General features: G+C 58.5%; 26 protein-coding genes and 1 pseudogene. 16 read left to right on the top strand and 11 right to left on the bottom strand.

Annotation, left to right across the window (positions count from 1 at the left end; all coding sequences use genetic code 11):
* Nucleotides 1–7: 7 nt before the first annotated feature.
* Complete coding sequence (locus tag AC1DNK_RS22245; protein WP_477943385.1) at nt 8–532, top strand: DUF6428 family protein; 525 nt, start codon at nt 8–10, stop codon at nt 530–532.
* A gap of 239 nt (nt 533–771) precedes the next feature.
* Here the strand turns inward: AC1DNK_RS22245 and AC1DNK_RS22240 are convergent, their stop codons facing one another.
* From AC1DNK_RS22240 to AC1DNK_RS22225, 4 genes are read right to left on the bottom strand one after another with little or no spacing between them, the layout of a single operon-like run.
* Nucleotides 772–2118 (bottom strand): ATP-binding protein, encoded by a 1347-nt coding sequence (locus AC1DNK_RS22240; protein WP_477943384.1) that lies wholly within the window; start codon nt 2116–2118, stop codon nt 772–774.
* Nucleotides 2115–2792 (bottom strand): response regulator transcription factor, encoded by a 678-nt coding sequence (locus AC1DNK_RS22235; protein ID WP_477943383.1) that lies wholly within the window; start codon nt 2790–2792, stop codon nt 2115–2117. Before AC1DNK_RS22235 ends, AC1DNK_RS22240 begins: the two co-directional genes overlap by 4 nt.
* On the bottom strand, nt 2789–3355 hold the full coding sequence (locus AC1DNK_RS22230; protein ID WP_477943382.1) for a cytochrome b/b6 domain-containing protein: 567 nt from the start codon (nt 3353–3355) through the stop codon (nt 2789–2791). The genes AC1DNK_RS22235 and AC1DNK_RS22230 overlap by 4 nt, the downstream gene beginning before the upstream one ends.
* Before the next feature lie 3 nt (nt 3356–3358).
* Nucleotides 3359–3622, bottom strand: coding sequence for a PepSY domain-containing protein (locus AC1DNK_RS22225; protein WP_477943381.1), 264 nt, complete (start codon nt 3620–3622; stop codon nt 3359–3361).
* Between the two features lie 206 nt (nt 3623–3828).
* On the opposite strand from AC1DNK_RS22225, the gene AC1DNK_RS22220 reads away from it, so the two are divergent.
* From AC1DNK_RS22220 to nhaA, 6 genes are all read left to right on the top strand, one after another.
* The gene (locus tag AC1DNK_RS22220) at nt 3829–4173 is read left to right on the top strand and encodes a DUF2147 domain-containing protein (protein ID WP_477943380.1); all 345 of its coding nucleotides are present in this window, start codon (nt 3829–3831) and stop codon (nt 4171–4173) included.
* A gap of 187 nt (nt 4174–4360) precedes the next feature.
* A complete protein-coding gene (locus AC1DNK_RS22215) occupies nt 4361–5413 on the top strand; it encodes a type III polyketide synthase (protein WP_477943379.1) in 1053 nt (350 codons plus the stop codon).
* Nucleotides 5410–5919: an isoprenylcysteine carboxyl methyltransferase family protein gene (locus AC1DNK_RS22210; protein WP_477943378.1), complete on the top strand. Its 510-nt coding sequence runs from the start codon at nt 5410–5412 to the stop codon at nt 5917–5919. The genes AC1DNK_RS22215 and AC1DNK_RS22210 overlap by 4 nt, the downstream gene beginning before the upstream one ends.
* Nucleotides 5903–7456 (top strand): DHA2 family efflux MFS transporter permease subunit, encoded by a 1554-nt coding sequence (locus tag AC1DNK_RS22205; protein ID WP_477943377.1) that lies wholly within the window; start codon nt 5903–5905, stop codon nt 7454–7456. Before AC1DNK_RS22210 ends, AC1DNK_RS22205 begins: the two co-directional genes overlap by 17 nt.
* A gap of 448 nt (nt 7457–7904) precedes the next feature.
* Complete coding sequence (locus AC1DNK_RS22200) at nt 7905–8138, top strand: cation:proton antiporter domain-containing protein (RefSeq protein WP_477943376.1); 234 nt, start codon at nt 7905–7907, stop codon at nt 8136–8138.
* 548 nt (nt 8139–8686) lie between these two features.
* Nucleotides 8687–9874, top strand: a complete 1188-nt coding sequence (gene nhaA, locus AC1DNK_RS22195; protein WP_477943375.1) for a Na+/H+ antiporter NhaA — start codon at nt 8687–8689, stop codon at nt 9872–9874.
* 30 nt (nt 9875–9904) lie between these two features.
* Here nhaA and AC1DNK_RS22190 read toward each other — a convergent pair whose 3' ends face one another.
* Entirely contained in the window at nt 9905–10060 is a 156-nt protein-coding gene (locus AC1DNK_RS22190) for a hypothetical protein (protein ID WP_477943374.1), read from the bottom strand.
* Nucleotides 10061–10237: 177 nt separating this feature from the next.
* On the opposite strand from AC1DNK_RS22190, the gene AC1DNK_RS22185 reads away from it, so the two are divergent.
* From AC1DNK_RS22185 to AC1DNK_RS22175, 3 genes are read left to right on the top strand one after another with little or no spacing between them, the layout of a single operon-like run.
* The gene (locus AC1DNK_RS22185; RefSeq protein WP_477943373.1) at nt 10238–11593 is read left to right on the top strand and encodes a chloride channel protein; all 1356 of its coding nucleotides are present in this window, start codon (nt 10238–10240) and stop codon (nt 11591–11593) included.
* Between the two features lie 18 nt (nt 11594–11611).
* Nucleotides 11612–11809: a hypothetical protein gene (locus AC1DNK_RS22180; RefSeq protein WP_477943372.1), complete on the top strand. Its 198-nt coding sequence runs from the start codon at nt 11612–11614 to the stop codon at nt 11807–11809.
* A 58-nt stretch (nt 11810–11867) separates the two neighbouring features.
* Nucleotides 11868–12266, top strand: coding sequence for a GFA family protein (locus tag AC1DNK_RS22175; RefSeq protein WP_477943556.1), 399 nt, complete (start codon nt 11868–11870; stop codon nt 12264–12266).
* Between the two features lie 829 nt (nt 12267–13095).
* On the opposite strand, the gene AC1DNK_RS22170 is transcribed toward AC1DNK_RS22175, so the two are convergent.
* Together AC1DNK_RS22170 and AC1DNK_RS22165 are read right to left on the bottom strand one after the other, a co-directional pair.
* A complete protein-coding gene (locus AC1DNK_RS22170) occupies nt 13096–14367 on the bottom strand; it encodes a DUF2254 domain-containing protein (protein WP_477943371.1) in 1272 nt (423 codons plus the stop codon).
* Nucleotides 14368–14466: 99 nt separating this feature from the next.
* Nucleotides 14467–14688 carry a hypothetical protein gene (locus tag AC1DNK_RS22165; protein WP_477943370.1) on the bottom strand — a complete coding sequence of 74 codons (222 nt, stop codon included), beginning with the start codon at nt 14686–14688 and terminating at the stop codon, nt 14467–14469.
* 189 nt (nt 14689–14877) lie between these two features.
* On the opposite strand from AC1DNK_RS22165, the gene AC1DNK_RS22160 reads away from it, so the two are divergent.
* Nucleotides 14878–15318 carry a MarR family winged helix-turn-helix transcriptional regulator gene (locus tag AC1DNK_RS22160; protein ID WP_477943369.1) on the top strand — a complete coding sequence of 147 codons (441 nt, stop codon included), beginning with the start codon at nt 14878–14880 and terminating at the stop codon, nt 15316–15318.
* A gap of 88 nt (nt 15319–15406) precedes the next feature.
* A complete protein-coding gene (locus tag AC1DNK_RS22155; RefSeq protein WP_477943368.1) occupies nt 15407–15823 on the top strand; it encodes a hypothetical protein in 417 nt (138 codons plus the stop codon).
* A gap of 85 nt (nt 15824–15908) precedes the next feature.
* Here AC1DNK_RS22155 and AC1DNK_RS22150 read toward each other — a convergent pair whose 3' ends face one another.
* Complete coding sequence (locus AC1DNK_RS22150) at nt 15909–16211, bottom strand: hypothetical protein (RefSeq protein ID WP_477943367.1); 303 nt, start codon at nt 16209–16211, stop codon at nt 15909–15911.
* 16 nt (nt 16212–16227) lie between these two features.
* On the bottom strand, nt 16228–16629 hold the full coding sequence (locus tag AC1DNK_RS22145; protein WP_477943366.1) for a response regulator: 402 nt from the start codon (nt 16627–16629) through the stop codon (nt 16228–16230).
* 93 nt (nt 16630–16722) lie between these two features.
* Here AC1DNK_RS22145 and AC1DNK_RS22140 point away from each other — a divergent pair, with 93 nt between their 5' ends.
* Both AC1DNK_RS22140 and AC1DNK_RS22135 read left to right on the top strand, forming a co-directional pair.
* Complete coding sequence (locus tag AC1DNK_RS22140; protein WP_477943365.1) at nt 16723–16851, top strand: hypothetical protein; 129 nt, start codon at nt 16723–16725, stop codon at nt 16849–16851.
* 232 nt (nt 16852–17083) lie between these two features.
* Nucleotides 17084–17335, top strand: coding sequence for a hypothetical protein (locus tag AC1DNK_RS22135; RefSeq protein WP_477943364.1), 252 nt, complete (start codon nt 17084–17086; stop codon nt 17333–17335).
* An 8-nt stretch (nt 17336–17343) separates the two neighbouring features.
* Here AC1DNK_RS22135 and AC1DNK_RS22130 read toward each other — a convergent pair whose 3' ends face one another.
* Nucleotides 17344–17832, bottom strand: coding sequence for an invasion associated locus B family protein (locus AC1DNK_RS22130; RefSeq protein ID WP_477943363.1), 489 nt, complete (start codon nt 17830–17832; stop codon nt 17344–17346).
* A gap of 775 nt (nt 17833–18607) precedes the next feature.
* On the opposite strand from AC1DNK_RS22130, the gene AC1DNK_RS22125 reads away from it, so the two are divergent.
* Nucleotides 18608–20509 carry a potassium transporter Kup gene (locus AC1DNK_RS22125; RefSeq protein ID WP_477943362.1) on the top strand — a complete coding sequence of 634 codons (1902 nt, stop codon included), beginning with the start codon at nt 18608–18610 and terminating at the stop codon, nt 20507–20509.
* Nucleotides 20510–20551: 42 nt separating this feature from the next.
* Nucleotides 20552–21814: pseudogene (locus tag AC1DNK_RS22120) on the top strand (cation:proton antiporter).
* On the opposite strand, the gene AC1DNK_RS22115 reads toward AC1DNK_RS22120, so the two are convergent.
* Complete coding sequence (locus tag AC1DNK_RS22115) at nt 21759–22034, bottom strand: ABC transporter permease subunit (RefSeq protein ID WP_477943361.1); 276 nt, start codon at nt 22032–22034, stop codon at nt 21759–21761. The pseudogene AC1DNK_RS22120 and the gene AC1DNK_RS22115 overlap by 56 nt on opposite strands.
* Nucleotides 22035–22187: the final 153 nt, after the last annotated feature.

Raw genomic sequence — 22187 nt, 5'->3', positions numbered from 1 at the left:
AGCCGAAATGAACGCATTCGACAAGTCCCTTCTCGAAACCGACATCAGCCTTGGCCGCCTGCTCGACACCATCGATGGCGTCCGGGATATGATGCCGCTGATCTTTTCCTACGACGGCCGGCCGGTGAAGGGCGGCAATCGCGTGACCGAGGTGAAGGCGGGGCAGTTCGCAGCACTCGACTGCGGCGCCGAGCATGAGGGGTGGTCGGAAATCTTCGTGCAACTGTGGGACATCGATGAGGATGACCACACGCACATGCCGGCCGGGAAGTTCGCCGCAATCATCAGCAAGGTTTGGGAGCATCTGCAGCTGGATGGTTCCGCCAAACTCACCTTCGAAGTCAGTGACGGCGTCCGGCCGATGCAGGTTTACTGTGCGGCGACCCCTGCCCTGCACAACGGCGCGATGCATGTCGACCTAGTACCGCGGCCCGCTGGCTGCAAGCCGCGCAATCGTTGGCTCGCGCCAGAAAACCAGAACGCCGCGGCGTGCTGTGGCACAACACGACAGACAGGCTCGTGCTGCTCCTGAGCCCGATCAGCGAGGGTGAAACCATAGAATTGAGGATCGAACAACCGCGCCGCGTCGATCATCGACGAGCTCATCAAAAGGTCCCTTACCTGATGGTGGTGATGTAGCGCTTGTCATTGCGGTTCCGACCGAGTCGCCATGCGAGATTGCGGTGCAACACAGATGCGCGAGCAGGCTTCCCGGTGAGTTCCGAAACCGCAGCCATGATCGGTTCAAGCGTTTATGCGAAGGTTGTCGTATCAGGATTCGCCTGATTTAGACGAATGGCGTCCTTTGAAGTGGATTTGGAAGGTGCGCCCGTATGGCGAGCCTGACTGTGTAAGAATTGCTCCGTGCAGCTCAGCGATGCGCCCGACGATTTTCAAGCCAATCCCAAGGCCGTCCGACGGCCTCGAAGTTATCTCTGAGGCCTGCGCCGGTTTTGAGCGCCGATCCTCAACAAGGATTCCTTCACCTCCAACCCGGACAGAAATTACCGAATGAGCTGGCGTGTGCCGTACTGCGTTTTCTATAAGATTTCGTAGTGCATCTTTTATCAATGAAGGTGCGCCCTTCACCCAGATACTTTCCACCTCGGGCAGAAACTCGAGCGCGTGCTTATTTTCATAAATCCACGGAGCAAGCTGCTCGACCACAGATGACGCGAGAGCAACCAGATCGACGTCCTCGAACATTCCGTGATCCACGCTGTCGAGCCGGGCAAGCGCTGTAAGCTGCGCTACGAAGCGAACGAGGTCGTCGAGATCTGTCTCTGCTTTCCTCGCGCGAGGATGGTCGAGCTGACCAAGTTCCAGCTTCAAAGCAGCCAGCGGCGTGCGGATTTCATGGGCAATCCCGGAGGTCAGAATCTTCTGGGACGCCATCAGCTCCCCTACCCGTTCGAACGCCTGGTTGACCGCTACAGCAAGGTGCGCAACCTCTCTCGGCATGTCCGCAGGGTCTAGATGAGATTTTGAATCCATCGGATCGATGCGATGTGCGGCATCTGCCGCGGCTCGCACTGGCCGCAAGGCCTGGCGCACGGACAACAGTGTCCCACCCAGCACCAGCACTAGGAGGATGCTCATCGGCACAATCATGTGCTCCAGCACCTCGTTCCACAAAACGTCAGACATCACGTCGGCGGTATCGTTGATCGTTGCGATATCAACAAGGAACCGCCGGCCATCGATGGTGAACGCTCGCCCGCCGACGAGCGAAAGCGGCTTACCTGGCCTGATTGAGCGCAACCAAAAGTCAGGCGGGTTAATGTCACGGGGAAGAAAATGATCCTGGCATGCAGCGTCGCATGATTCGAAAATTAGGGTTTCGTCCGCCGCGCGAATTCGAGCCACATATCCGGTGTGCTCGTTGCGGTACCGCTCCCTCAAGCTGTCAGGTAGATCATATCGTACCGAACCGCCATCGAGGTGAATTCCTGAGGCAAGGCGTTCAGTCTCCTGTTCAACGAACAGCCGGGACAGTTCGCCTACGTTCCAGTAGTAGTCAGAAAAGACATTGGCGAGTTGCAGAAACATAGCCAGGATCGCGAAAAAAGCGATACGACGCGCCAGGATGGTTCCGAGGGTCGGTCGCTGAAGGATCAATCGCGAACCTCGCGTATCATGTATCCGACGCCCCTTATGGTTTCTATGGAGCTGCGAGTGTCGCGGCCTTCTAGCTTCTTCCGAAGACGAGATATTGCCAGCTCAACGGCATTGCTGCTTCGCTCATCGCCGAATTCCGAAAAAGCGTGCTCAATTTTCGATTTCGCCAAAACCTTCTCACCGTTGCGTATCAGCAGTTCTAGAAGTCCTTTCTCAGATGGAGTGAGTACGATCTCCCTGCCACCGCAGACAACTTGCCTGGAAGCAGCATCCAGTTTCAACCCGGCAAATTCCAGTACCGGCATAGAGGTGCTGGGTGACCGCCGGATCAAAGCCCGAATGCGCGCGGTTAGCTCGCCATTGTGGAACGGCTTTGTCAGATAGTCGTCCGCGCCAGCATCGAGGCCGGAAATCCGCTCGTCGATCGCGGCCCTTGCAGTCAGCACGAGGACAGGTGTTTGCATGCCTGCGGCCCTTAAAGACCTCAGGACCTGAATGCCGTCCTCGTCGGGTAGACCAAGATCAAGAAGAAGGATGTCATAGGCGCCACCTCGGAGTGCGTGGCGCCCTTCATCGGCTGTTCCGAATGCATCGATCTTCCAGTCCTCGTTTCTGACAAGCTCGCATATGAGCTCGCGAAGCCGAGCGCTGTCCTCGATCAGCAGGATTCTCATGCCTTCTTTCGTCCCGTTACCATCGACCAGACGAGATTTTCTCGGTGCCTCCAGCTTTCTAACACAGCGGCGCCAGCATGGATGAAGGCCAGCACCATAATGCTGTTGGCGATCGTACCGTGCAATTGCTCGAGCCACTTCTCTCCCCAGAAAGCATCCAGCGTCGTCATCCAACCTGTCAAGGCTGTTGCTGCCAGAAGCACCATAAGCAGGAGCATCATGACCGAGGCGAGCGGATTATGACCGAGATACCGCTTTTCGTTCCTGCCAACGATGCCACTTATCTGATTTCTCAATCTTTTGGGTGTCGGAAAGAAATCGGAGAACCGCGCATGTTTCGTGCCGATGAGCCCCCAGACAAGCCGTACCACGAGTGCTGACGCAACAACATAGCCGGTCATACGGTGCCAGTACTTACCCTCCTCGAGGACAAAGAGGTTAAGTACGCAAGCCGCCACCACGGTCCAATGGAAAATCCGGACCACTGGGTCCCAAACCTTGATATCTTGTGATTTACCGTCGGAGGGCGATCCGCCCCCCGAATGTGAACGGACAACTGTCATTGCTCATTCGCCCTTTTGAACGATATCGCCGGATACGGGATTAAAATAGACTTCAGCCCGCTTGCCGTCTTTGTCCTTGCCGTAGATTTCGTAGCAGTTTCCGGTCACCTCGAAAGTCTTGACCTTGTAACCAAGCGTGTCGATTTTCGCCTTCATGGCGTCTTCCGACATCCACTTCGACTTCGGCTCCTTTGTGCAGCTCGGGCTGGCAAGTGCCAGGGCCGGCGTTGCTCCGATGACTACGACTGCGGCGATAAGTTTCAGCATTAATTCTATCCTCTGGTTACACCCGACTGGGCGACGAACCGATCAATAGAGTGCTCTTCCTGTCAGTTTCCTGTCCAAGATGATTAATGCTCACCCACCGGCGGTGATCTTCTTGGGCTTTGAGTCGAGGCAGCTCCGTGCGTTGATTGGCGGATCTTGCCTTAACGAAATGTGCTCACATATCTGGCCGACAGCGAGGAAGTCCGATGTCGCCTAGGTTTATGATTGCAATTGTATTCGCGTTCATTTCGAGCGCTGCGATAGGCGCAGATCCAGTTGTCGGAACATGGAAAACGCAGACTGGCGAGATCTCGGTCATCGACCGTTGCGGGTCGCAATATTGTATCGTCGCCAAATCAGGACAATATGCGGGCCAGAAGCTGGGGTCTTTTCAGACGGATGGAGACACGTACAAGGGTCGGATTACCGACCCTCGAAACAAAGCCACCTATAGCGGCAAGCTGACGATATCAGGTGACAGCTTGAAACTTCAGGGCTGTGTTACGAACGTCCTATGCAAAACGCAGACCTGGACGCGCACAAGCAATTGATAGATCGAGGCTATTCCGCTCCCTGCCACCCCTGCCGGTTGTGGAGCTGGCTCCTTTCGTCGTCTAGCGAACCGCTTTTCTTGAATTGTGCGGGTCATACTGAAACTAAATCCACTTTAGAATCGTTACAAAAACTGGCTTGACCCGGTATGGCGAGAGCTTTCGCACTCGAAACTGAAAGTTTTCCATGCCCAAGACCGTCAAGCTGATTTCCATCGGAACAGCTGTTCCTCCCCATGTTATCGACCAGCATGATGCCGCAGTCGCGTCGCACTCGGCCTTTGCATCCCGCTACAGCGATTTCGATCGCCTCTCGAAAGTGTTCGAGAGCGCCGGAATCAAACGTCGTTACGGCGTTCGACCGATCGAATGGTATCTCAAAACGTCGGGTTGGCAGGAAAGAAACGCGGCCTACATCGATGGTGCCAGCGCGTTGTTCATTGATGCTGCTGGCAAGGCCTTAGAGGCAGCAGGCCTTTCGGCCTCGCAGGTGGACGTTGTCGTTACCGTTTCATCAACCGGCATTGCCACGCCAGGCCTCGATGCAAGGGTCAGCGGCACGCTCGGTTTCCGTGAGGACATTGTGAGGGTGCCCGTATTCGGGTTGGGATGCGCCGGGGGCGTATCCGGTTTTGCGATTGCAGCGAATATGGCGTCATCGAGACCTGGCTGCATTGTCCTGATGGTTGCCGTCGAGACCTGCACGCTTGCTTTTCGCATGGATAAGTTGACCAAGGCAAATATCGTGGCGACCGCTCTTTTCGGTGACGGTGCAGCAGCCTGCGTCCTAAGCGCCATCAGCGAGGGTGTTGCCGAAGTCGAGATGAGTGGTCAGCACACCTGGCCTGACACGTTAGACATCATGGGTTGGAGTGTCGACCCCGAGGGACTGGGCGTCATTTTCGACCGCGCCATACCGCCCTTCGCGGAAGCCAACATTCGACCCGCAATCACCACTATTCTATCCCGATCAGGTTTATCCCTGACGGATATTGACCGGTTCGCCTGCCACCCGGGTGGCGCCAAGGTGATTGATGCGCTGGAATCCGCACTGGACCTGGGTCAAGGCACGCTTAATCATGAACGCGAGGTGCTCTCTGACTACGGCAACATGTCCGCGCCGACGGCACTTTTTGTCCTCGACCGCTTAGTCAGGACTGGCTTGCCCTCTCGTACCCTCCTGACCGCCATGGGACCAGGGTTTACGGCAAGCTGCGTCTCATTGAAGGCGGCCGCATGATCGTCTCCGTGCTTCTGCTGATAGCTGTCACGTTCGAGCGCCTAGGTGAACTATGGCTTGCGAGGCGCAACACCCGTTGCCTGTTAGCGAACGGTGGGCAGGAGGTCGCCTCGGGGCACTACCTGCTGATCGTTCTCCTTCACGGACTTTGGCTCGGCGGATTGTGGATTCTGGCGTGGAATGCGCGTGTATCTTTCGTCTGGCTGGGGATTTTCGGTGTACTGCAAATACTGCGGCTCTGGACACTTGCAACACTCGGCCGACGCTGGACTACGCGTATCATCGTCGTGCCGGGCGAACATCTCGTAGCCGCCGGACCATATCGATTCCTGCGACACCCAAACTACGTCGTCGTGATTGGCGAAATCGCGGCTTTGCCTTTGTGTTTCAACATGCCGCTCTACGCCCTGTTATTTTCGATCGCGAACGCAATCATTTTGACAATACGTATCAAGGCGGAGAATGCAGCGCTCAGAGGTTCGGCGGCCCGTGCTGACGCAATCTGATCCCGATTTTGTAGGAGACCGGCCGCTCAGGGTCTGGACCGGTTTTATTGCCATGTGCCTCGGTATGTTCATGGCTATTCTCGACGTGCAGGTCGTGGCAACCTCGTTGCCAACCATTCAGTCCGTACTCAACATCGATCCGGAGCGGATGAGCTGGATCCAGACGGCTTATCTCATCGCGGAGGTCGTCGCGATCCCTTTAACCGGCTTCCTGACGCGGGTTTTAACCATGCGCTGGCTATTCGTCACTTCCCTGGCAGTCTTCGTGATTGCCTCAGTAGGATGTGCTGCAAGCGGCGGCTTTGGTCAACTTGTTGGTTGGCGCGTTCTGCAAGGCTTTGCGGGCGGTACGCTCATCCCTTCGGTCTTCTCCGCTGTGTTTCTGTTGTTCCCCGAAAGCAGACAGGCACTTGCAACGACGATAGCAGGCGTCTTAGCGGTGTTGGCACCCACTGTAGGGCCAATTGTCGGTGGCTGGCTGACCGAGACCTATTCTTGGCATTGGCTTTTCCTGATCAACGTAATCCCCGGCATTCTCGCCGCTGGGTTGGCCGCAAGATCACTTCCCAGCCAGCCTATGTCTCTCTCCCGACTGAGAGGTATCGATGTCGCGGGCCTGGCAGCAATGTCTATATCCCTCGTTTGCTTGGAGATTGGCCTGAAGGAAGCGCCGACCAGCGGATGGCTTTCAATCACCAGCGGCGGACTGTTTGGCGTTGCAGCAGTCTGCACCACTTTTTTTATTTGGAGATCGTTCCGCATCTCCTACCCCCTGGTAGAGCTGCGGAATTTTAAGGATCGAAACTTTTTGGTCGGTTCGGCACTGAGCTTTGTGCTTGGCATCGGCCTATTTGGGTCCGTGTATCTGATGCCGGTCTTCCTTGCCTTCGTCCGAGGCCACAATGCTCTGGAAATTGGCATGACGATGCTAGTGACCGGTATTGCCCAGCTTTGCACCGCGCCAATCGCCGTCGCCCTGGAAAAACGAATTGACCCGCGGTTACTGTCCGCTGTGGGCTTTGCACTCTTTGCTGTTGGTATAGGTTTGAGCGCATGGCAAGATCCAGAGACAGACTTTGATGCGATGTTCTGGCCGCAGGTCGTCAGAGGAATTTCCATCATGTTTTGCCTTTTGCCGCCCACCAGGCTGGCACTCGGTAACCTCGATGCCGCCCATGTCTCAGACGCAAGTGGCCTGTTCAATCTCATGAGGAACCTTGGCGGTGCAGTCGGTATCGCGCTGATCGACACTGTCATCTACACTCGATCGGAACCGCTTGGGCAAAAGCTCTGGAACGGCCTCGAGCAAGGAAATCTCGAAATCGCAAAATTCGTCGGAGCGCCCGCTACGATGGTGGCTGGCCACAGCGGGCCTTTCGATGGACAGGCGACAGTGGCGCTTGACCCACTTGTTCAGACTGCCGCGACGGTCCAGGCGCTCAACGAAGCCTGGTTAATCGTCGCGATGATAACAATTCTAGCTATCCTTTCCTTACCTTTTGCGAAGGAAGTCCCACCACGGATGGTAAATTCATAGACCTGCACGGTGATTTTCCCGCCCGCCTCGGCGCGCGTCGACAAGCGATCTAGTGACGTGTAACGCCGGTAGCGGCCAACCGGCTTCGTCTAGGCGGCCTCTGGCGCGGGTACCTTATCGGCTTATTTCCCACCGAAGGTCTCCTCCTCTCGGGTGCGGGTGGAGCTGGCAGTGATTATCGGGATGGAAGAACTGCGGGTCGCCACAGACTAATCACACAAGTTTCGGTGAGGAAATCCGGAGAATTAAGGCGACTCCGGCGAATTTGGGAAACGACTTGTACTTGTATTCTGCTGGCGCTCGATGTCCACACGCGGTCTCCCCGTAGGCGCGCCGTCGATGCGACGGCGCTCGCGATGAACGCGGCGCTCTATCTTCTAATCGGGCTGGAGGTCCTGGTCGTGCGATATGAGACGTCGATGTTCCCTCTGGCGCTGCCGCGATCCCAGTGGCGCTCGCGGCGCGCTTCGCATCGACGATCGTTCCCGAGACCCTGCTTCGTCGACAATACGACTTCGTCCGCGGAACATTGATCGTCCTCGTCTGGGGAGGCCTTAGGGGTGGCATCTCGATCGCGATGACTCTCTCCCTGCCGGAGACGCCATTCAAGGCGCCCCTCCTCGCGGCGACCAATGCGGTCGTGATCTTCACGGTCATCGTGCAGGGACTGACGCTCGGGTAAGTCGCCACCTGCGCGTTGCGGGCGTCTAACACTTCGCGCTAAGGACGGGGATCGCAATCTTGAGTGGACGACGCGAATGCATTTCAGAAAGAAATGGCTTCCATATGCAATCGCGGCCCTGGTTCTCCTCGCCGTGGCACAGTTCGGCGTCGTCGCCGCGGGCGTAGCGGGATGGCTCGGGCACTAGGCATCATCGTATATGCTTCCTATACCGGTGGTGGCGCGACAGTATGGCCAACGGAAAGTGCGAGATAGAGCAATCCGACGATTGCGACTACGGCTACAGAGAGGAAGAATATTTCAGAGGGGCGCATTTGCGACCTCCAATCGGAAGAGACGGAATGCACTGCCCGGCTAGGAGCTATGCATGAAAAAGATAAGAAGTCTCACGTTCCGTTCAAGCCTTTGTCAGAACAGGCACCGCCTGCCGATTTCACTAGGCAAACCAATATCCAGTCCTTAGTTATGAGACAGGCGTGTGCTGCGTGCGCCGGGGATTCCCCTGATTGACGGAGACTGAGATCAACCTTCATCGAGGAAGTGAACCCGTGTCGAAAACAATCCAAGGCCGCATCAAGTCCACGCTGCGTCAGTTTCTCGATAGTGAAGCGTCGGGCGGCCTGATCCTGATGGCTGTGGCCGCGCTGGCGATCGTTGTCGCAAACTCTCCCGTCGCCGACGTCTACTTCCACGCCCTGCATGTCTACCTCGGCCCGCTCAGTCTGCAGCATTGGATCAACGACGCCTTGATGAGCGTCTTCTTCCTGCTGGTCGGCCTTGAGATCAAGCGGGAGATGCTGGACGGACAACTGTCGAGCTGGAGCAGACGGATCCTTCCGGGTGCTGCCGCGGCGGGCGGAATGGCACTGCCCGCACTGATCTACATCGGCTTCAATCTGACCGACCCGTCCACCCTGAGGGGATGGGCGATCCCGACCGCGACCGACATCGCGTTCGCCCTCGGCGTCCTCTCCCTTCTCGGCGACAGGGTGCCCGCCTCCTTAAAGATTTTCCTGGCGGCACTGGCGATCATCGACGACCTCGGCGCGGTGATCGTCATCGCCATGTTCTACACTGCAGACATCAACGTCCTTGCACTTGCCGTCGCAGCCGTCTTGATCGGCAACCTGGTGATCCTGAACCGGTCTGGCGTCAAGAACATCTGGGTCTATCTGGGGCTGGGGGTTCTTCTGTGGGTCGCCGTCTTTCTTTCCGGGATCCACGCCACGCTCGCGGGCGTCGTCCTGGCACTCGCCATTCCACTGAAAGTCACCCCCGGCGCGCCTGAAGCCTCGCACGAGGACTCTCCGCTGCACAAACTGGAGCATGCGCTTCAAAAGCCGGTGGCTTTCTTCATCGTGCCAATATTCGGCTTCGCCAATGCCGGCGTCTCCTTTGCAGGCGCTTCGGCAAGCGTCCTTGCGGAACCAGTTACCGTCGGCGTCGCCGCTGGCCTTCTCCTCGGCAAGCTTGCAGGCGTGCTTGGAACGGTGGCGCTTCTGGTCAAATCCGGGTTGGCGCAGCTTCCAGCACGGGCGTCCTGGTCGCAGATGACGGGTGTGTCGCTGCTCTGCGGCATCGGCTTCACTATGAGCCTGTTCATCGGACTTCTGGCCTTTCCGGATGCGTCGTCTCAGGATCACGTGAAGATCGGGATCCTTGCGGGCTCGCTCGCCTCAGGCGTGGTCGGGGCCGCCGTCCTGATAGCGTCGGGCCGGAGGAGACAACCGGCGTAGATGCTTAAACATCACAAGGTTCGATCGGCGTCAGGTACGTGACGCGAGCAGTTCTTGCAGTCTGCTCTTATCGGTCACGCCGGTCTGAAACCACTTCAGCAGTTCGCGCGCGACGTCCCTCCCGTCCTCGCTGTCCGGATCGATTGCCTTCGTGAGGCAGTACTTCTTTACCAGAGTCTGCATCATGGAAACGTCGTCTGGCCCAAGGAATGGCGATCCCCTTCCGAATGCACTGAACATAACGTCCTCCGTGGTTCGGCACGAGCGATCCTACCTCGATCCTACGCTTTTTCAATTGTTGGGGGTGATCTTCAGGCGCCTTTGGCATTAGAAGGTTTCTAACCGCCACGTACCGAGCCCGCCATGCCAAGCCGTTACCGCTATTCCAAGCTCCTTCGCCGCTCCCGCGTGATCTGGGGTTCGTTCTCGCTCTGGAAGCTAAGACTGGTGTTCTGGTGCGGGGCCTTCGCGATCGGCGTGATCAGCGTCGGCTTCGCCAAGCTCGCGGATCTGGCGCAGAACGCATTTGGTTCACTCGCTTCTTCCGGTCAATGGAGCTTCCTGATGCCACTGGTGCTGACGCCCTCTGGCTTCGTCCTGTCGGCCTACCTGGCGGCGACGTTGTTTCCGAATTCGGGCGGCAGCGGCATTCCGCAGGCGATCGCGGCGCGACACTTGCATGACGCAGAAGACAGAACGCGGCTGCTGTCGCTGAAGATCGCCTTCGGCAAAATCGTGCTGACAGTCCTCGGACTATTCTGCGGCGCCTCGATCGGCCGCGAGGGTCCGACGGTGCAGGTCGGCGCGTCGATCATGCTTGCTGTCGCGCGCTTCGGCGGCATGGCGCAGGCGCGCGGGCTAATCCTCGCGGGTTCGGCGGCAGGCATCGCCGCCGCCTTCAACACGCCGCTCGCCGGTATCGTCTTTGCCATCGAAGAAATGAGCCGAACCTATGAATCGCGCGCTAACGGGCTCGTGCTGACAGCCGTCATCCTTTCTGGCCTAGCCGCACTCGGGCTTTCCGGCAGCTACAATTATTTCGGCATGGCATCTGCTTCGCCGACCGACCTTCGCGATTGGGGACTTGTTCTGATCTGCGGCGTCGGCGGCGGTGCTTTGGGTGCCGCCTTCAGCGGCTTCGCCCTGCATTTCGGCCAGAAGATCCGCCGCTGGGCGCAACCGCAGCCGCTCAAACGCATGCTGGCACTTGCGGGAGCCTGCGGACTGGCGATCGCCGTCATCGGCGTCGTATCCGGCGGAACGACCTTCGGCACCGGTTACGAGCAGGCGCGCGGTGCGGTCGAAGGCAACGCCCTGCCGCTGCTGTTCTTCGTCCAGAAGCTTGCAGCCAGCTTCCTGTCGATGCTGTCTGGCATTCCGGGCGGCATCTTCGCGCCGTCTCTTGCAGTCGGCGCCGGTTTCGGCAGCACCGTCGGCTCTCTGCTCGGCACCAGCATCGCGCTCGCCGCGATCCTTGGTATGGCCGGCTATTTCGCAGGCGTCGTCCAGGCGCCGATGACGGCCTTCGTCATCATCCTGGAGATGACCGGCGACCATCAGGCCGTTATCCCAATCATGGCGGTGTCGATGATCGGCTACGTGACCTCGCGCATCCTTTCTCGCGAACCGCTCTATCACGGCCTGTCACGGGTCTTCATCGCAGCCGCGATCCGGGCGCGCCGTGCTGCGGAGAAGGAACCGGAATTACCTCGAACCTGACACAGACGAACCACGACCATGCGCGACTATCTCACCGACAGGTATTCTACTCGCCGCGAACATGACGGCTTTTGGACGATTTTCGATCTGTTCACCGGGCTCGCTGCGGACTACTACGGCCGTCCGACAACACTGATGGATGAGGACGGATCAAAGTCCCTGTGCATCGTCATGAATGCACTCGACAAGCACCGGCGGCGACAAACCTCGAAATAGCGTTCGCAAAGCCTTCGGGAGCGACGCGGGCCATATGGAGGATCACACCATGGCGACAGTGACGCGAGTAGCAAGTTGCTCCTGCGGCAAACTTTCCATCACGTCCAACGGAGACCCGACCAAGATCTCCACCTGCCACTGCCGGGAATGCCAGCGACGCACGGGCAGTGCATTCGGGGTGGCGGTCTTCTTCGACAGGGCAAAGGTATCGGCTTCCGGAACCTCGAACAGTTACGCAAGGTCTGGCGACAGCGGGAGATCGATCGAGTTCAGGTTCTGTCCCCGGTCGACAGTCTTCTGGATGCCGGAGTTCTTTGAGGATCTCGTCGCAGTCGCATTGGGATGCTTCGACGAGCCGTCCTCCCTAGTTCCGACGCAAAGCGTCTACGAGGAAAGTCGCTTAGATTGGGTCAGGTTCGACCTCCCGGCGAAGACTGAGATTCCAGCGAGTTCTTGATCGACGAGTCCACCTGCTCGGCTTGCCCAAGCAGCGCTGACCGCTCGCAGTATTGTTATTTCCCTCATGTCTTAAACTAGATTAATATCACAACATGATATTTTCAGCCGCAGCGATAGGCCTTAAGGTCATTGGGTTCGTAAGCCCTGCCTTCCATCGTCGACCCGAAGCCCCAAGAACGGACGCCCGTGAGCTTGTGGCTGTGAGCCTTCTGCTTGACCTGTGGTGCAAGCAATCGGCGGTCAACCGAAGCGATCCGATGGCTTATGCCACAATAGAAAGGATCGTGGCGCTCCGAGAGGCCGGAAAAACCATTGAAGAGGTCTGGTCTGAAATAGGGCCGGAAGCTTCGAGGAACTCGAAACACATCGACAAGGGGGAATAAATGCAGAGATTCGACCTGGTGGATAGCCGAAGCGCATCGTCTTATCCGGGGCACGTCATCGTCGTCGCAGGCGACGATGTCAGGACAACCGGCGAACTAGCGATCAGAGGCCAACCTCATCAAGGCGAAGCGGAACCACTCGAAACTGCAATCCATCACGCCTTGCTGGTACGGCAGAGGGACGCATTGCCAGTTGCGGTGCAGGACGATCTGGGACTATGGCCTTCAAGGCTCGGAGAACTTGTTCCCTGGACACCCTATTGACGTTCGCAGTAGGCGGCGGCGATCAAAACCGACCGATCTGCGATACGACGTCGGTCAGATCCGTCGCCGGGGACAAGGCGATCTTCGAGACTGCGTGATAGCGAAACCATACGACGCTCGACAATAGCAGGGCAGATCTTCCTCGCTCTCAGGTCCTATCAAATCTCCTCGCTCCGCCACTCAACTATATTTACCGTCAGCAGCGATTGTTGCTGCCGCGGCCCGCAGCCTCTCCATGTCGGCCTCGACCTGCATCACGGCGCCCGCACGATCGAGTGCCTCCCTCGAATGGCGCAGGGCATTTGCACGAAACTCCGCGCTCAGCGTTGAAAGAGTTGCGAGGGTCTTCTGAAGTCGAAGTCCGACTTCGACAAGGCCGGCGCCGTCGCGGGCGATCGGCGTGAACAGGTCGTCGAAGAGGTCGGCTGCTTCAAGTGTCGCGACATGAAGCCGGGGATAGGGGATCTCGTCAGGCTCTTCGCTGCCCGCGGCATGCCAGGAGAAGAGAATTCGCATCGCGCGGGAAATCACGTCGATGGCGGTTCCTGGATCGTTAACGGCAGGAGACAGGGCGCGCGACGCGATCTCAGTCAATACCGACGCTCCGAACCGCGGGTCCTGATCGAACGAGCGGACGTCGCCTATCGAAAAGCAGGCCGCAGCCCGATCCACAACATCTTCGCTGGCGGAAAAACGAAACCATCCAAGCGGGTGGGCTGGCGAGGTAAGCTTGCCAGGTATCGCCACGATTACCAGATCGCTATCCTTCTCCTTGGCAATTTTCGCCAATGCCGACGCGTCAACGTGCTGCACATAACCGATCTCGTCCGCGAAAAACGGCATGTCACCCGCCCTGGGCTCGAGAGTGTCGTGATCGAGCGGCCTCCCCCCGAGGTTCGGGGATTCCCGCCAGGCTTTTACCGCGTCGAGCGTCGCCTCCTCCACACGACGCGTCGTCTCTGTCACCCGTCCTAGCCGGGACAGGTGGTCGATCCATCTCAAAAGCGTCACCACGATGAGCACGATGACGCCGATCGTGACGACGAAGAGCACCAGCCGCCCCTGCTCGCCATATGCGCCCGTCGTCAGGGCGACGATGCCGACAAGACTGAACAGAAACGAGCCGACGAAAGTCGCCAGCACGTTCTGCGTCGTGCTGTCCTCCATGACGAGACGGGTCGCGCGCGGCGTTACGTTGCTCGTTGCCGCAGAGTAAGCCGAGACCATCGTGCTGAGCGAGAAGGTCGTGACGGTGAGCATGCTCGAAGCGATGATGCCGAGGATATTGTCGACGGAGTCGGCGCCGATCTTCGTCGACAAGTCCGCCGGGATGTAGGGCGTGACGACGATCGCCAGCAGGGCGGTGGCGACTGCTGCGATGGAGAATAGCGTCGCCCTAAACCAGATGCGCCGCGCCAAAACCGATATCGACCAAATCAAGCGCGAGTTCATGGCGTCCCCTTCTTCCGAGACAGGGTCAGATAACTTCGAAGGATGGAAAGGCAATCGCTCGGATACTTCGGGGCTGAAATTGAGTTGGAAAGAGCCGTTTCAGCGGCGCGGCGTTGCGCGGCGGCGCTTGTCCAAGGTGTTTACAACGGCGCAAAGGCTATCGGCGACGCCCTCGTCCAACCCGTCGAGAAACCGTCCGACATAATCCGCCGGCCAGCCGGTGAAGACGTCGAACACCGTCCAGGTGCCATCGCCTTCAAGCCGTACGCCGAAACGATCGGTCTCATATGGCTGCGTTCCAGACCTGCTCTTGCCAACCAAGATGTAATTTTTTCTCGACGTCACGAAATAGGCACAGTCTTTTTGACACCATCAGGAGAATATGGTCCGCGAGTGATCAGTCGACGCCGGTGGTTTGCACCGTCTACCGCATCGGCAGCACCCGCGAACCGTTCTCCTGGCGTGTTTCGTCATTTATATCATATCATGACACTTTGGAAGGACTAATGAATGCCTCGATCGGGACGCCGGACTTCCGGCCTGGCTGACGAAGTCTATGACGGACTTGCAGGCTTCCGGCTTGCCATGCGGCGGTTCCTATCGTTCAGCGAGGCGGCGCTCGCCGAGGCTGGCGTAACCTCCCCACAGTATCAGGTTCTACTCGTCGTCCGGACGGCGCCCGGCCGCCGGATTAAGCTTCGTGATCTCGCAGGTCAGATGCTGATGCATCACCATGGCGCGGTACAGCTCGTTGACCGCATGTGTTCGGCAGGCCTTGCGGAGCGGATACCCGCGGAGGACGACAAGCGAAGCGTACTGATCGGCATGACGACGAAAGGCGAGGAGGTTCTTGAAGCTCTGGCGAGGATCCATGTCGACGGCATGCTCGAGAACGAACCGCTCCTGGCCGAATCCCTCTCGCGACTGCGACAGGTGACAGAACTCGCATGAAGGTCGTCACCGTTTTTTGATCATAGCGTGATTGACCTGAGCTCCTAGTTTTGTATCATGCCGTGATATAAATTAGAGGAGAACAGCTATGGAATATGGCGAAGGTGGCTGGTCGGGATACCGGCCTTCCAAGACTCTTTGGGGTTGGTCAATCGTTGGCGCCTCAGCATTGACGATGGTGCTCGGCTTCACCTGGGGCGGCTGGACAACATCAGGCAGGGCAAACGTCATGACCGAGATTGCCGTCCGCAACGCCAAGGCGGATCTCGTCGCAAGCATCTGCGTCCATAACTTTGTCACTGCGAACGACGCCGAGCACAATCTCAAAGCGCTGCAGGCAAAGTCCTCATGGCAGCGCGACGACTTTATCACCGAAGGTGGTTGGGCGAAGATCGCGGGGCTTGACGAAACCGTCACGAACGCGGCCGACGCCTGCGCCGACCAGCTCGTCAAGATCAAGGAACTGCCGCAATCGGGAGGAGACGCGCCAGTGACCGACAGCTAGGCTTCGACCAGGCGTGATGAGATACCTGGTTGGCGCGAGGCCCGTCCGAAATGATTTCGGGCGGGCCATCTTCTTTGGAAATCCCCTACCGTCCCGCGCCCATGGCCTCTTGCAATGCAACCAGTATCTCCTTGGTCATGAGATGTGCCGCCATCAGAACTGCTGGAGACAACGGTCTTCCATCGCGGGCGTCGCGGCAGATCTTGAGGAGACCGACGAGCTCGACCGGGTTTTCGATGAAACCATCCAGCGCCTCTTCGACGTCTTTTGGGAACCGAGATCCTGCATCGCAGGCAACCTCGCCGTCCTCGTTCAGCACTCCCCGTTCGATCAGAATGGTTTCCAGCCGGCCCAACCAGAGACCGAGTTCTGCACTTCTTTCGATCATGGTATCGCCCCCTCCTTCACGCGAAGACACACATCCCCTCCGGCGGTGATCCGGGCGAGCCCTCACGAATCGTCCTCAGGTATTCGAGAACATTGCCGATTAGCTTCGGCTGGGCGGGTTTCGAAATCATGCCGATGACTTTTGACAGATCGGTGACGATCATTTCGGGGTTGGCCGTGACCATGACCACCGCGACGCCGAAGTCGTTCGCGAGGTACTGCGCAATCCTCGGTCCGGTGGCCCCGTCGCGAAGGTTGACGTCGACCAGGGCGATGGTTGCGAACGGGGCGAGCCGCTGCGCGCTCTCGAAACTGTCGGCAATCCCCACGACCTCGTAGCCGGAACTCGCCACGATATCTTGGACATCCGCCGCGATCAGCGCGTCGTCCTCCACGATCAGAATCTTTTCCAAAGCCATTCGCCTTCCCCCAACCGTTCATCCTGCATTCAGGATTGACATTATGGGCGAACGGTCAAAGAATGTCATCACATGATACAAAGGAGCGAGACATTGACCAAGAGCGCCTTTCTTTCCGCCGTGTTCGCAAGCTATGTCGCGGTCATGTTCGCGATCGCATCGATCCCCGGCGAGGCCGCTTCCGAAATGTCTCAGGCCGCATTGATCCAGACTCCGAAATGAGCGATGAGATGTTGGGAACCGCGGGCGGGATACCGCGTTGACAGTTGATCATGTCCCTTGACGTCAAACTCTTCCTGGCGGGCGTCGCGCTGTTCGTCGCCGCAATCTGGGGCGGCGCGATCTACGTCCTTCTGCAGATCTAACGGTCGTCTATATCATGACGTGATATATTACCCAGCGGTTGGAACCGCAGGGGTGCCGGGTTCATTACTTCGTTGAAGGAGTTTTGGTGATGCAGCGTGCCCAACAAGAACAGAGCCCTCCCCCATGGGCGAGCGAAACCGAGATCGAACCCAGCTACGATGTAGGAAGCCTCCGGCGGCGCTACGGTATCGGCCGACACGAAGCGGAACGCCTTCTGCAAAGGTTTGGGAATTCGAAGCACGAACTGGACCTGCTGCTTTCGGGCAAGGGGCGAACCCCGTCGCACCGTCTTCGAGAACTCGCGACGCCCGACAGCAAAGCCGCATTCGGGATCGGTTGAGCCCTGCTTCACTTGCAGCGAGCCACCCGCTCCAAAGCGGCCGTGACCCCCGACAGCGAGTAGTCGTAGCTGGTACGCGTTCCTCTCGCCGACATCGCCTGCAACGTCATCCGGCTCCCGGATCGAAGCGCGGTGATGAGTTCGGGTTCCTGCGTGGCGTCGGAGACCCAGGCAGTATTGTCCTTTACGAACATCGTGAACTTCTTGTCGGCAACCGAGACCTGCACCGGCGAACCGGCCTGCACTTCGTAGCCGAGAATCGCCTCTGGCTCGTTGCCGCCTCCTCTTTCCGCTGGCGCGATCAGGAAATAGTTCTTCCCATGATCGACGTCGGAGGGTCTGGCTTCCTTGGGCACCGAAAGCGCGTAGCAAACGAGCTTTCCATCTCTTTTGAAGGAGTAGACGCCCCAGTCGCCGGTCTGAGAGACCATTTTCGCCGCAGCGTGGGCGGAAAGAGGGATCGACATTGCGATAAAGAGGCCGGCGAGCTTCTTCACTATTTTCCTTTCCTCAAGTCGAATCAGGATCTGCGGCGAACAATCGATGGAGGGCTACTCGCTCGCTTTCCACGCAGAAACCGGACCTCTTCGGAGGTGACGCTCCCATTCAGGATGATCCCTTGCCAGATCCTGTTACCGAGCTGGCAGGTGACCACAAACCCGTCACTCCTGACCGCGTCCGCGGTGGAAACTGAAACGAGGTTCTGCAGCCGATATCGCTGGAACTCCTTGGTGGAGAGGCCTAGCCGGTCCGCTAGGATCTCGTCACTCGGCAGATGCCGGGGTTTGATTGTATCTGACACCACGACAGCAAGCTCCGAGGACAGCAATATCATGTCGTGATATAAATCAATGAGTGCCAGCGGTTCAACCCCTTTTTCAAGAGAACTTCGCAGGCGTGTCACATGTGGTCGTTACGCACTGAAGCCGCTGTGCTTTCCGTCTCCTCGCATCCCGGTACGGCGGCAGAAATTCCAGCAGGTCCCACGCGACCCATCACTTCTGGCGGACGGCTTCCTAACCACAGCTGGCTCCAATAAACCCGCTGCGCACAGCGACCCGCGATTGCTAAGTCGGAAAGTCTTATTTAAACATCATGCCATGATGCTAATCATGTCAGGGCGATGCTTGCTAAGCGAGGGAATTACGTTTTCTACGCGGCCCCTTGGAACCCGCGACTCGGACTTGCAGTTGATCGAGATCGGAGAGCTCCGACTACTTCGCCGGATCGTCGCCTCCTCCCCTTCCTCCATATAGACGCGAGCGCACAGCTTTGACCCAGGCCCAACTGCGATCCGACGATCCCGAACTGGAGCACCAAAGCAGCAGCGGCTTGCCCGCGCTCGTGCTTGCCGCCTTGGGCGTCGTCTACGGCGACATCGGAACCAGCCCGCTTTACGCGTTCCGGGAAGCGTTGCATGCCACGGCAGGACGCGGCACGCACCCCGACAACGTGCTTGGCATTCTCTCGCTGATCGTCTGGGCGCTGACGATCGTCGTAACCGTAAAATACGTGACCTTCGTGCTGAAGGCCGACAACCGTGGGGAAGGTGGAACGCTGTCCCTTATGACTTTGGCGCGCGAAAGCTTGCGTGGCCGGCCGGTCTGGGTTCTTGTGCTGGGGGTCGCAGGGGCGTCGCTCTTCCTGGGCGACGCGATCATAACACCGGCGATCTCGGTTCTCTCGGCGGTAGAAGGCATACAAGTCGTCGCTCCAGCACTCTCGTCGTGGATCGTTCCCATCACATTGACGATCATCGCAGTTCTGTTTTTCGTCCAGCGATTTGGCACCGGCGGGGTGGCAGCGGTGTTCGGGCCGGTGATGGCCGTATGGTTCGTGGTCCTGGGCCTCAGCGGCGCCATTCACATCTTGGACGAACCCGCGATCCTTTGGGCAGTAAACCCCGCGCATGCGATGCGCTACGCCGCAAGCAACGTTGGAATAACCGTCACGGTTCTGGGCGCGGTTTTCCTTGCCGTCACGGGCGCGGAGGCCCTGTATGTCGATCTCGGTCACTTCGGCCGTAGACCGATCGTCACTGCGTGGTTTGTGCTCGTTTTCCCATGTTTGCTTCTTAATTACTTCGGGCAAGGCGCATTCGTGCTCGCCAACCCAGAGATGGCAGAACACCCCTTCTTCGGAATGCACACCGACTGGGCAAAGGTGCCGATGGTCTGTCTTGCGACCGCAGCTACGGTCATTGCGAGCCAAGCGGTGATTTCGGGGGCTTACTCTCTCGTACGTCAGGCAATGCACCTCAATCTGCTGCCCCGTCTCCAAATCCTGCATACGTCGGAGACCCATTCCGGCCAGATCTTCATGCCGCAGGTAAACGCCTTCCTCTTTGTGTTCGTGGTCGCGCTTGTCCTCTATTTCCGGAGCTCAAGCGGCCTTTCCGCGGCCTATGGAATAGCCGTGACGGGCGAGATGCTCATCACGTCTGTGCTTCTTTACGTCGTGATGCTGCGCATTTGGGGCTGGACGCCCGTGCGTGCCGCGGCGGTCACCGTGCCACTGTTCCTGATCGACGCCGGTTTCTTTGCGTCCAACGTCGCCAAGTTTGCGGACGGGGGCTGGGTGCCGGTGACTGTCGCCTGCACTATGGGACTGGTCATGCAGACCTGGATGTCAGGCCGTCGGCTTCTGACTGCCCGCACGAAGGCAGACGAAATACCGCTAGCATCGATCATCGACAGTCTGGCACGCAAGAAGCCGCCGACCGTTCCGGGAACGGCGATTTTTCTGACCAGCGACGTCGAGGGCGCTCCGACCGCGCTGCTTCATAGTCTTAAACATTACAAAGTGCTGCACGAGCAGAACGTGATATTGAGCGTCGTCACGGCCACCACGCCCTTCGTTACCGACGACGAAAAGATCTTCCTGGAAAGCTTTAACCCACTGTTCAGCCGGCTGATCATCACGTTCGGCTTCATGGAGACGCCGAACATACCGAAGGCGCTCGTCCTCGTCAGAAAGCTGGGGCTGAAATTCGACATCATGTCGACATCGTTCTTCTTGTCCAGACGCACGATCCTTCCTTCGAAGAAGGGCGGCATGCCGTTCTGGCAGGATCGGCTGTTCATTGCCCTTGCCCAAAATGCCGGAAATGCGACAGACTATTTCAGCCTCCCGACCGGCCGGGTCGTCGAACTCGGCCTTCAGACGACGATCTGAAGCCACCGCACATCGTCGCCATCAGAAGAAAGCCCGCATCCTTTGTCCGTCTTCGATCTCATCTCACTGCTGATGGCCCTGACAGCTGGCTTTTCCTGGATCAATCGGTGCTATCTTCGTCTGCCTCCTTCAATTGGCATCCTCGTCATGGGACTGGCGGCTTCTACCGTGCTCGTGCTGCTGGAAATTCGTGCTTCCCACAGTGGCGCGTTACGAACAGCTAGCCGACCTGGTCAGGAGGGTCGACTTCCAGACGACGGTCATGAACGGCATGCTGGCGTTCTTGCTTTTTGCCGGATCGCTTCATGTCGACTTCACCGCTCTTCGTTCACGCCTCGCGGTCGTGGGCGCGATGGCGCTCGCTGGCACGATGGTTTCGACCGCTATCGTCGGCGCCTGCGTCTGGGGACTAGCCCGAGCGACAGGCACCGAGCTTCCTCTCGTATGGGCGCTCGTATTCGGCGCGCTCGTCAGCCCGACCGATCCTGTCGCTGTGCTGGCGACGCTTAAGGCCGTGAAGGTCCCCCCGGAGCTGGAAACGGACATGGCAGGCGAGTCCTTGTTCAACGACGGCGTCGGAGTCGTGCTATTCACCGCCCTGCTGGCCATTGCGTCCACAGGTGCAGGCGACGAAATCGGCGCGGCGAAGGTTGCCGAGCTCTTTCTCGTGGAGGCCGTCGGCGGCGGGCTGCTGGGGCTGGTCTGCGGCTACGCGGGATATCGCGCCATGCGGGCGATCGACGACTACCCAGTCGAAGTTCTTATCTCGATCGCGCTGGCGATGGGCTGCTATTCACTTGCGACGGCTCTCAATATGAGCGGACCGATCGCCGTCGTGGTTTCCGGCATTTTGGTAGGGAACCGTGGCCCCAAGGATGCGCTGAGTGACATGACCCAGCGTTATCTGTTCGGCTTCTGGACGCTGGTCGATCAGATACTCAATTCGATCCTTTTCCTGTTGATTGGCCTCGAAGTTCTCGTCCTGCGCTTCGATGCCGCGTACCTTCCGGTTTCGCTCCTGGCGATTCCGGTTGCGGTCGGCGCGCGGTTCGTCGCCACGGCATCGGCCGTCGCGACACTTAAGCGATGGTACAGTTTCGAGCGCGGACCGACCGCGGTATTAGTCTGGGGCGGGCTGCGCGGGGGATATCGATCGCGCTCGCGCTATCGCTTCCAGAGACCGAATGGAAACCGCTCCTCCTTTCCGCAACCTATTGCGTGGTCGTCTTCTCGATACTTGTTCAGGGCCTTACGCTGGGGCGCCTGGCGAAGCACGTTTTGAAGCGGGACGAAGTGAACGGCTAGCGACTTTCGACCTGGTGATCGCAGCCGAGCGTGTGGCGATTGCCTCCAAGACGAGTTCGGTGACGACAACGCCGCTGATCAGGAAGTTGATTTGCAGCAGGAGCACGGTGAAGGGCGCGATCATCGCATTGCGAAGCGCGTGGCCGAGAACCATCCGTCGCGTGCTCATGCCCTTCAGGATAGCCGTGCGGATATAAGGCCGCTCCATGACGCCGATCATCGAGAAGAGCTGGCGCGGTTTGTCTGAACAGTTTCGGGCGTTTCGCTAAGTGGATTTCCGCCTCGATTATGCCGCCACCGTCATTGGTGCCAGCGCGTTGAAGTAGGCCTGATCCGGCGTCTTCCGGTCAAGGGATGAATGTGGGCGTCGGCT

It is taken from the genome of Rhizobium sp. 01N424, from assembly GCF_056399485.1.
Note: the sequence above shows the minus strand (reverse complement) of the source record. Positions and strands in the feature narration are given on the sequence as shown.

Excerpts from the sequence above, each read along its gene's own strand:
- AC1DNK_RS22160 (WP_477943369.1), top strand. The coding sequence starts at position 14,878 with ATGCCTCGATCGGGACGCCGGACTTCCGGCCTGGCTGACGAAGTCTAT.
- AC1DNK_RS22235 (WP_477943383.1), bottom strand. The coding sequence starts at position 2,792 with ATGAGAATCCTGCTGATCGAGGACAGCGCTCGGCTTCGCGAGCTCATA.
- AC1DNK_RS22135 (WP_477943364.1), top strand. The coding sequence starts at position 17,084 with ATGCAGCGTGCCCAACAAGAACAGAGCCCTCCCCCATGGGCGAGCGAA.
- AC1DNK_RS22155 (WP_477943368.1), top strand. The coding sequence starts at position 15,407 with ATGGAATATGGCGAAGGTGGCTGGTCGGGATACCGGCCTTCCAAGACT.
- AC1DNK_RS22170 (WP_477943371.1), bottom strand. The coding sequence starts at position 14,367 with ATGAACTCGCGCTTGATTTGGTCGATATCGGTTTTGGCGCGGCGCATC.
- AC1DNK_RS22210 (WP_477943378.1), top strand. The coding sequence starts at position 5,410 with ATGATCGTCTCCGTGCTTCTGCTGATAGCTGTCACGTTCGAGCGCCTA.
- AC1DNK_RS22115 (WP_477943361.1), bottom strand. The coding sequence starts at position 22,034 with ATGATCGGCGTCATGGAGCGGCCTTATATCCGCACGGCTATCCTGAAG.
- AC1DNK_RS22180 (WP_477943372.1), top strand. The coding sequence starts at position 11,612 with ATGCGCGACTATCTCACCGACAGGTATTCTACTCGCCGCGAACATGAC.
- AC1DNK_RS22145 (WP_477943366.1), bottom strand. The coding sequence starts at position 16,629 with ATGGCTTTGGAAAAGATTCTGATCGTGGAGGACGACGCGCTGATCGCG.
- AC1DNK_RS22225 (WP_477943381.1), bottom strand. The coding sequence starts at position 3,622 with ATGCTGAAACTTATCGCCGCAGTCGTAGTCATCGGAGCAACGCCGGCC.
- AC1DNK_RS22185 (WP_477943373.1), top strand. The coding sequence starts at position 10,238 with ATGCCAAGCCGTTACCGCTATTCCAAGCTCCTTCGCCGCTCCCGCGTG.
- AC1DNK_RS22150 (WP_477943367.1), bottom strand. The coding sequence starts at position 16,211 with ATGATCGAAAGAAGTGCAGAACTCGGTCTCTGGTTGGGCCGGCTGGAA.
- AC1DNK_RS22245 (WP_477943385.1), top strand. The coding sequence starts at position 8 with ATGAACGCATTCGACAAGTCCCTTCTCGAAACCGACATCAGCCTTGGC.
- AC1DNK_RS22230 (WP_477943382.1), bottom strand. The coding sequence starts at position 3,355 with ATGACAGTTGTCCGTTCACATTCGGGGGGCGGATCGCCCTCCGACGGT.
- AC1DNK_RS22190 (WP_477943374.1), bottom strand. The coding sequence starts at position 10,060 with ATGATGCAGACTCTGGTAAAGAAGTACTGCCTCACGAAGGCAATCGAT.
- AC1DNK_RS22220 (WP_477943380.1), top strand. The coding sequence starts at position 3,829 with ATGTCGCCTAGGTTTATGATTGCAATTGTATTCGCGTTCATTTCGAGC.
- AC1DNK_RS22215 (WP_477943379.1), top strand. The coding sequence starts at position 4,361 with ATGCCCAAGACCGTCAAGCTGATTTCCATCGGAACAGCTGTTCCTCCC.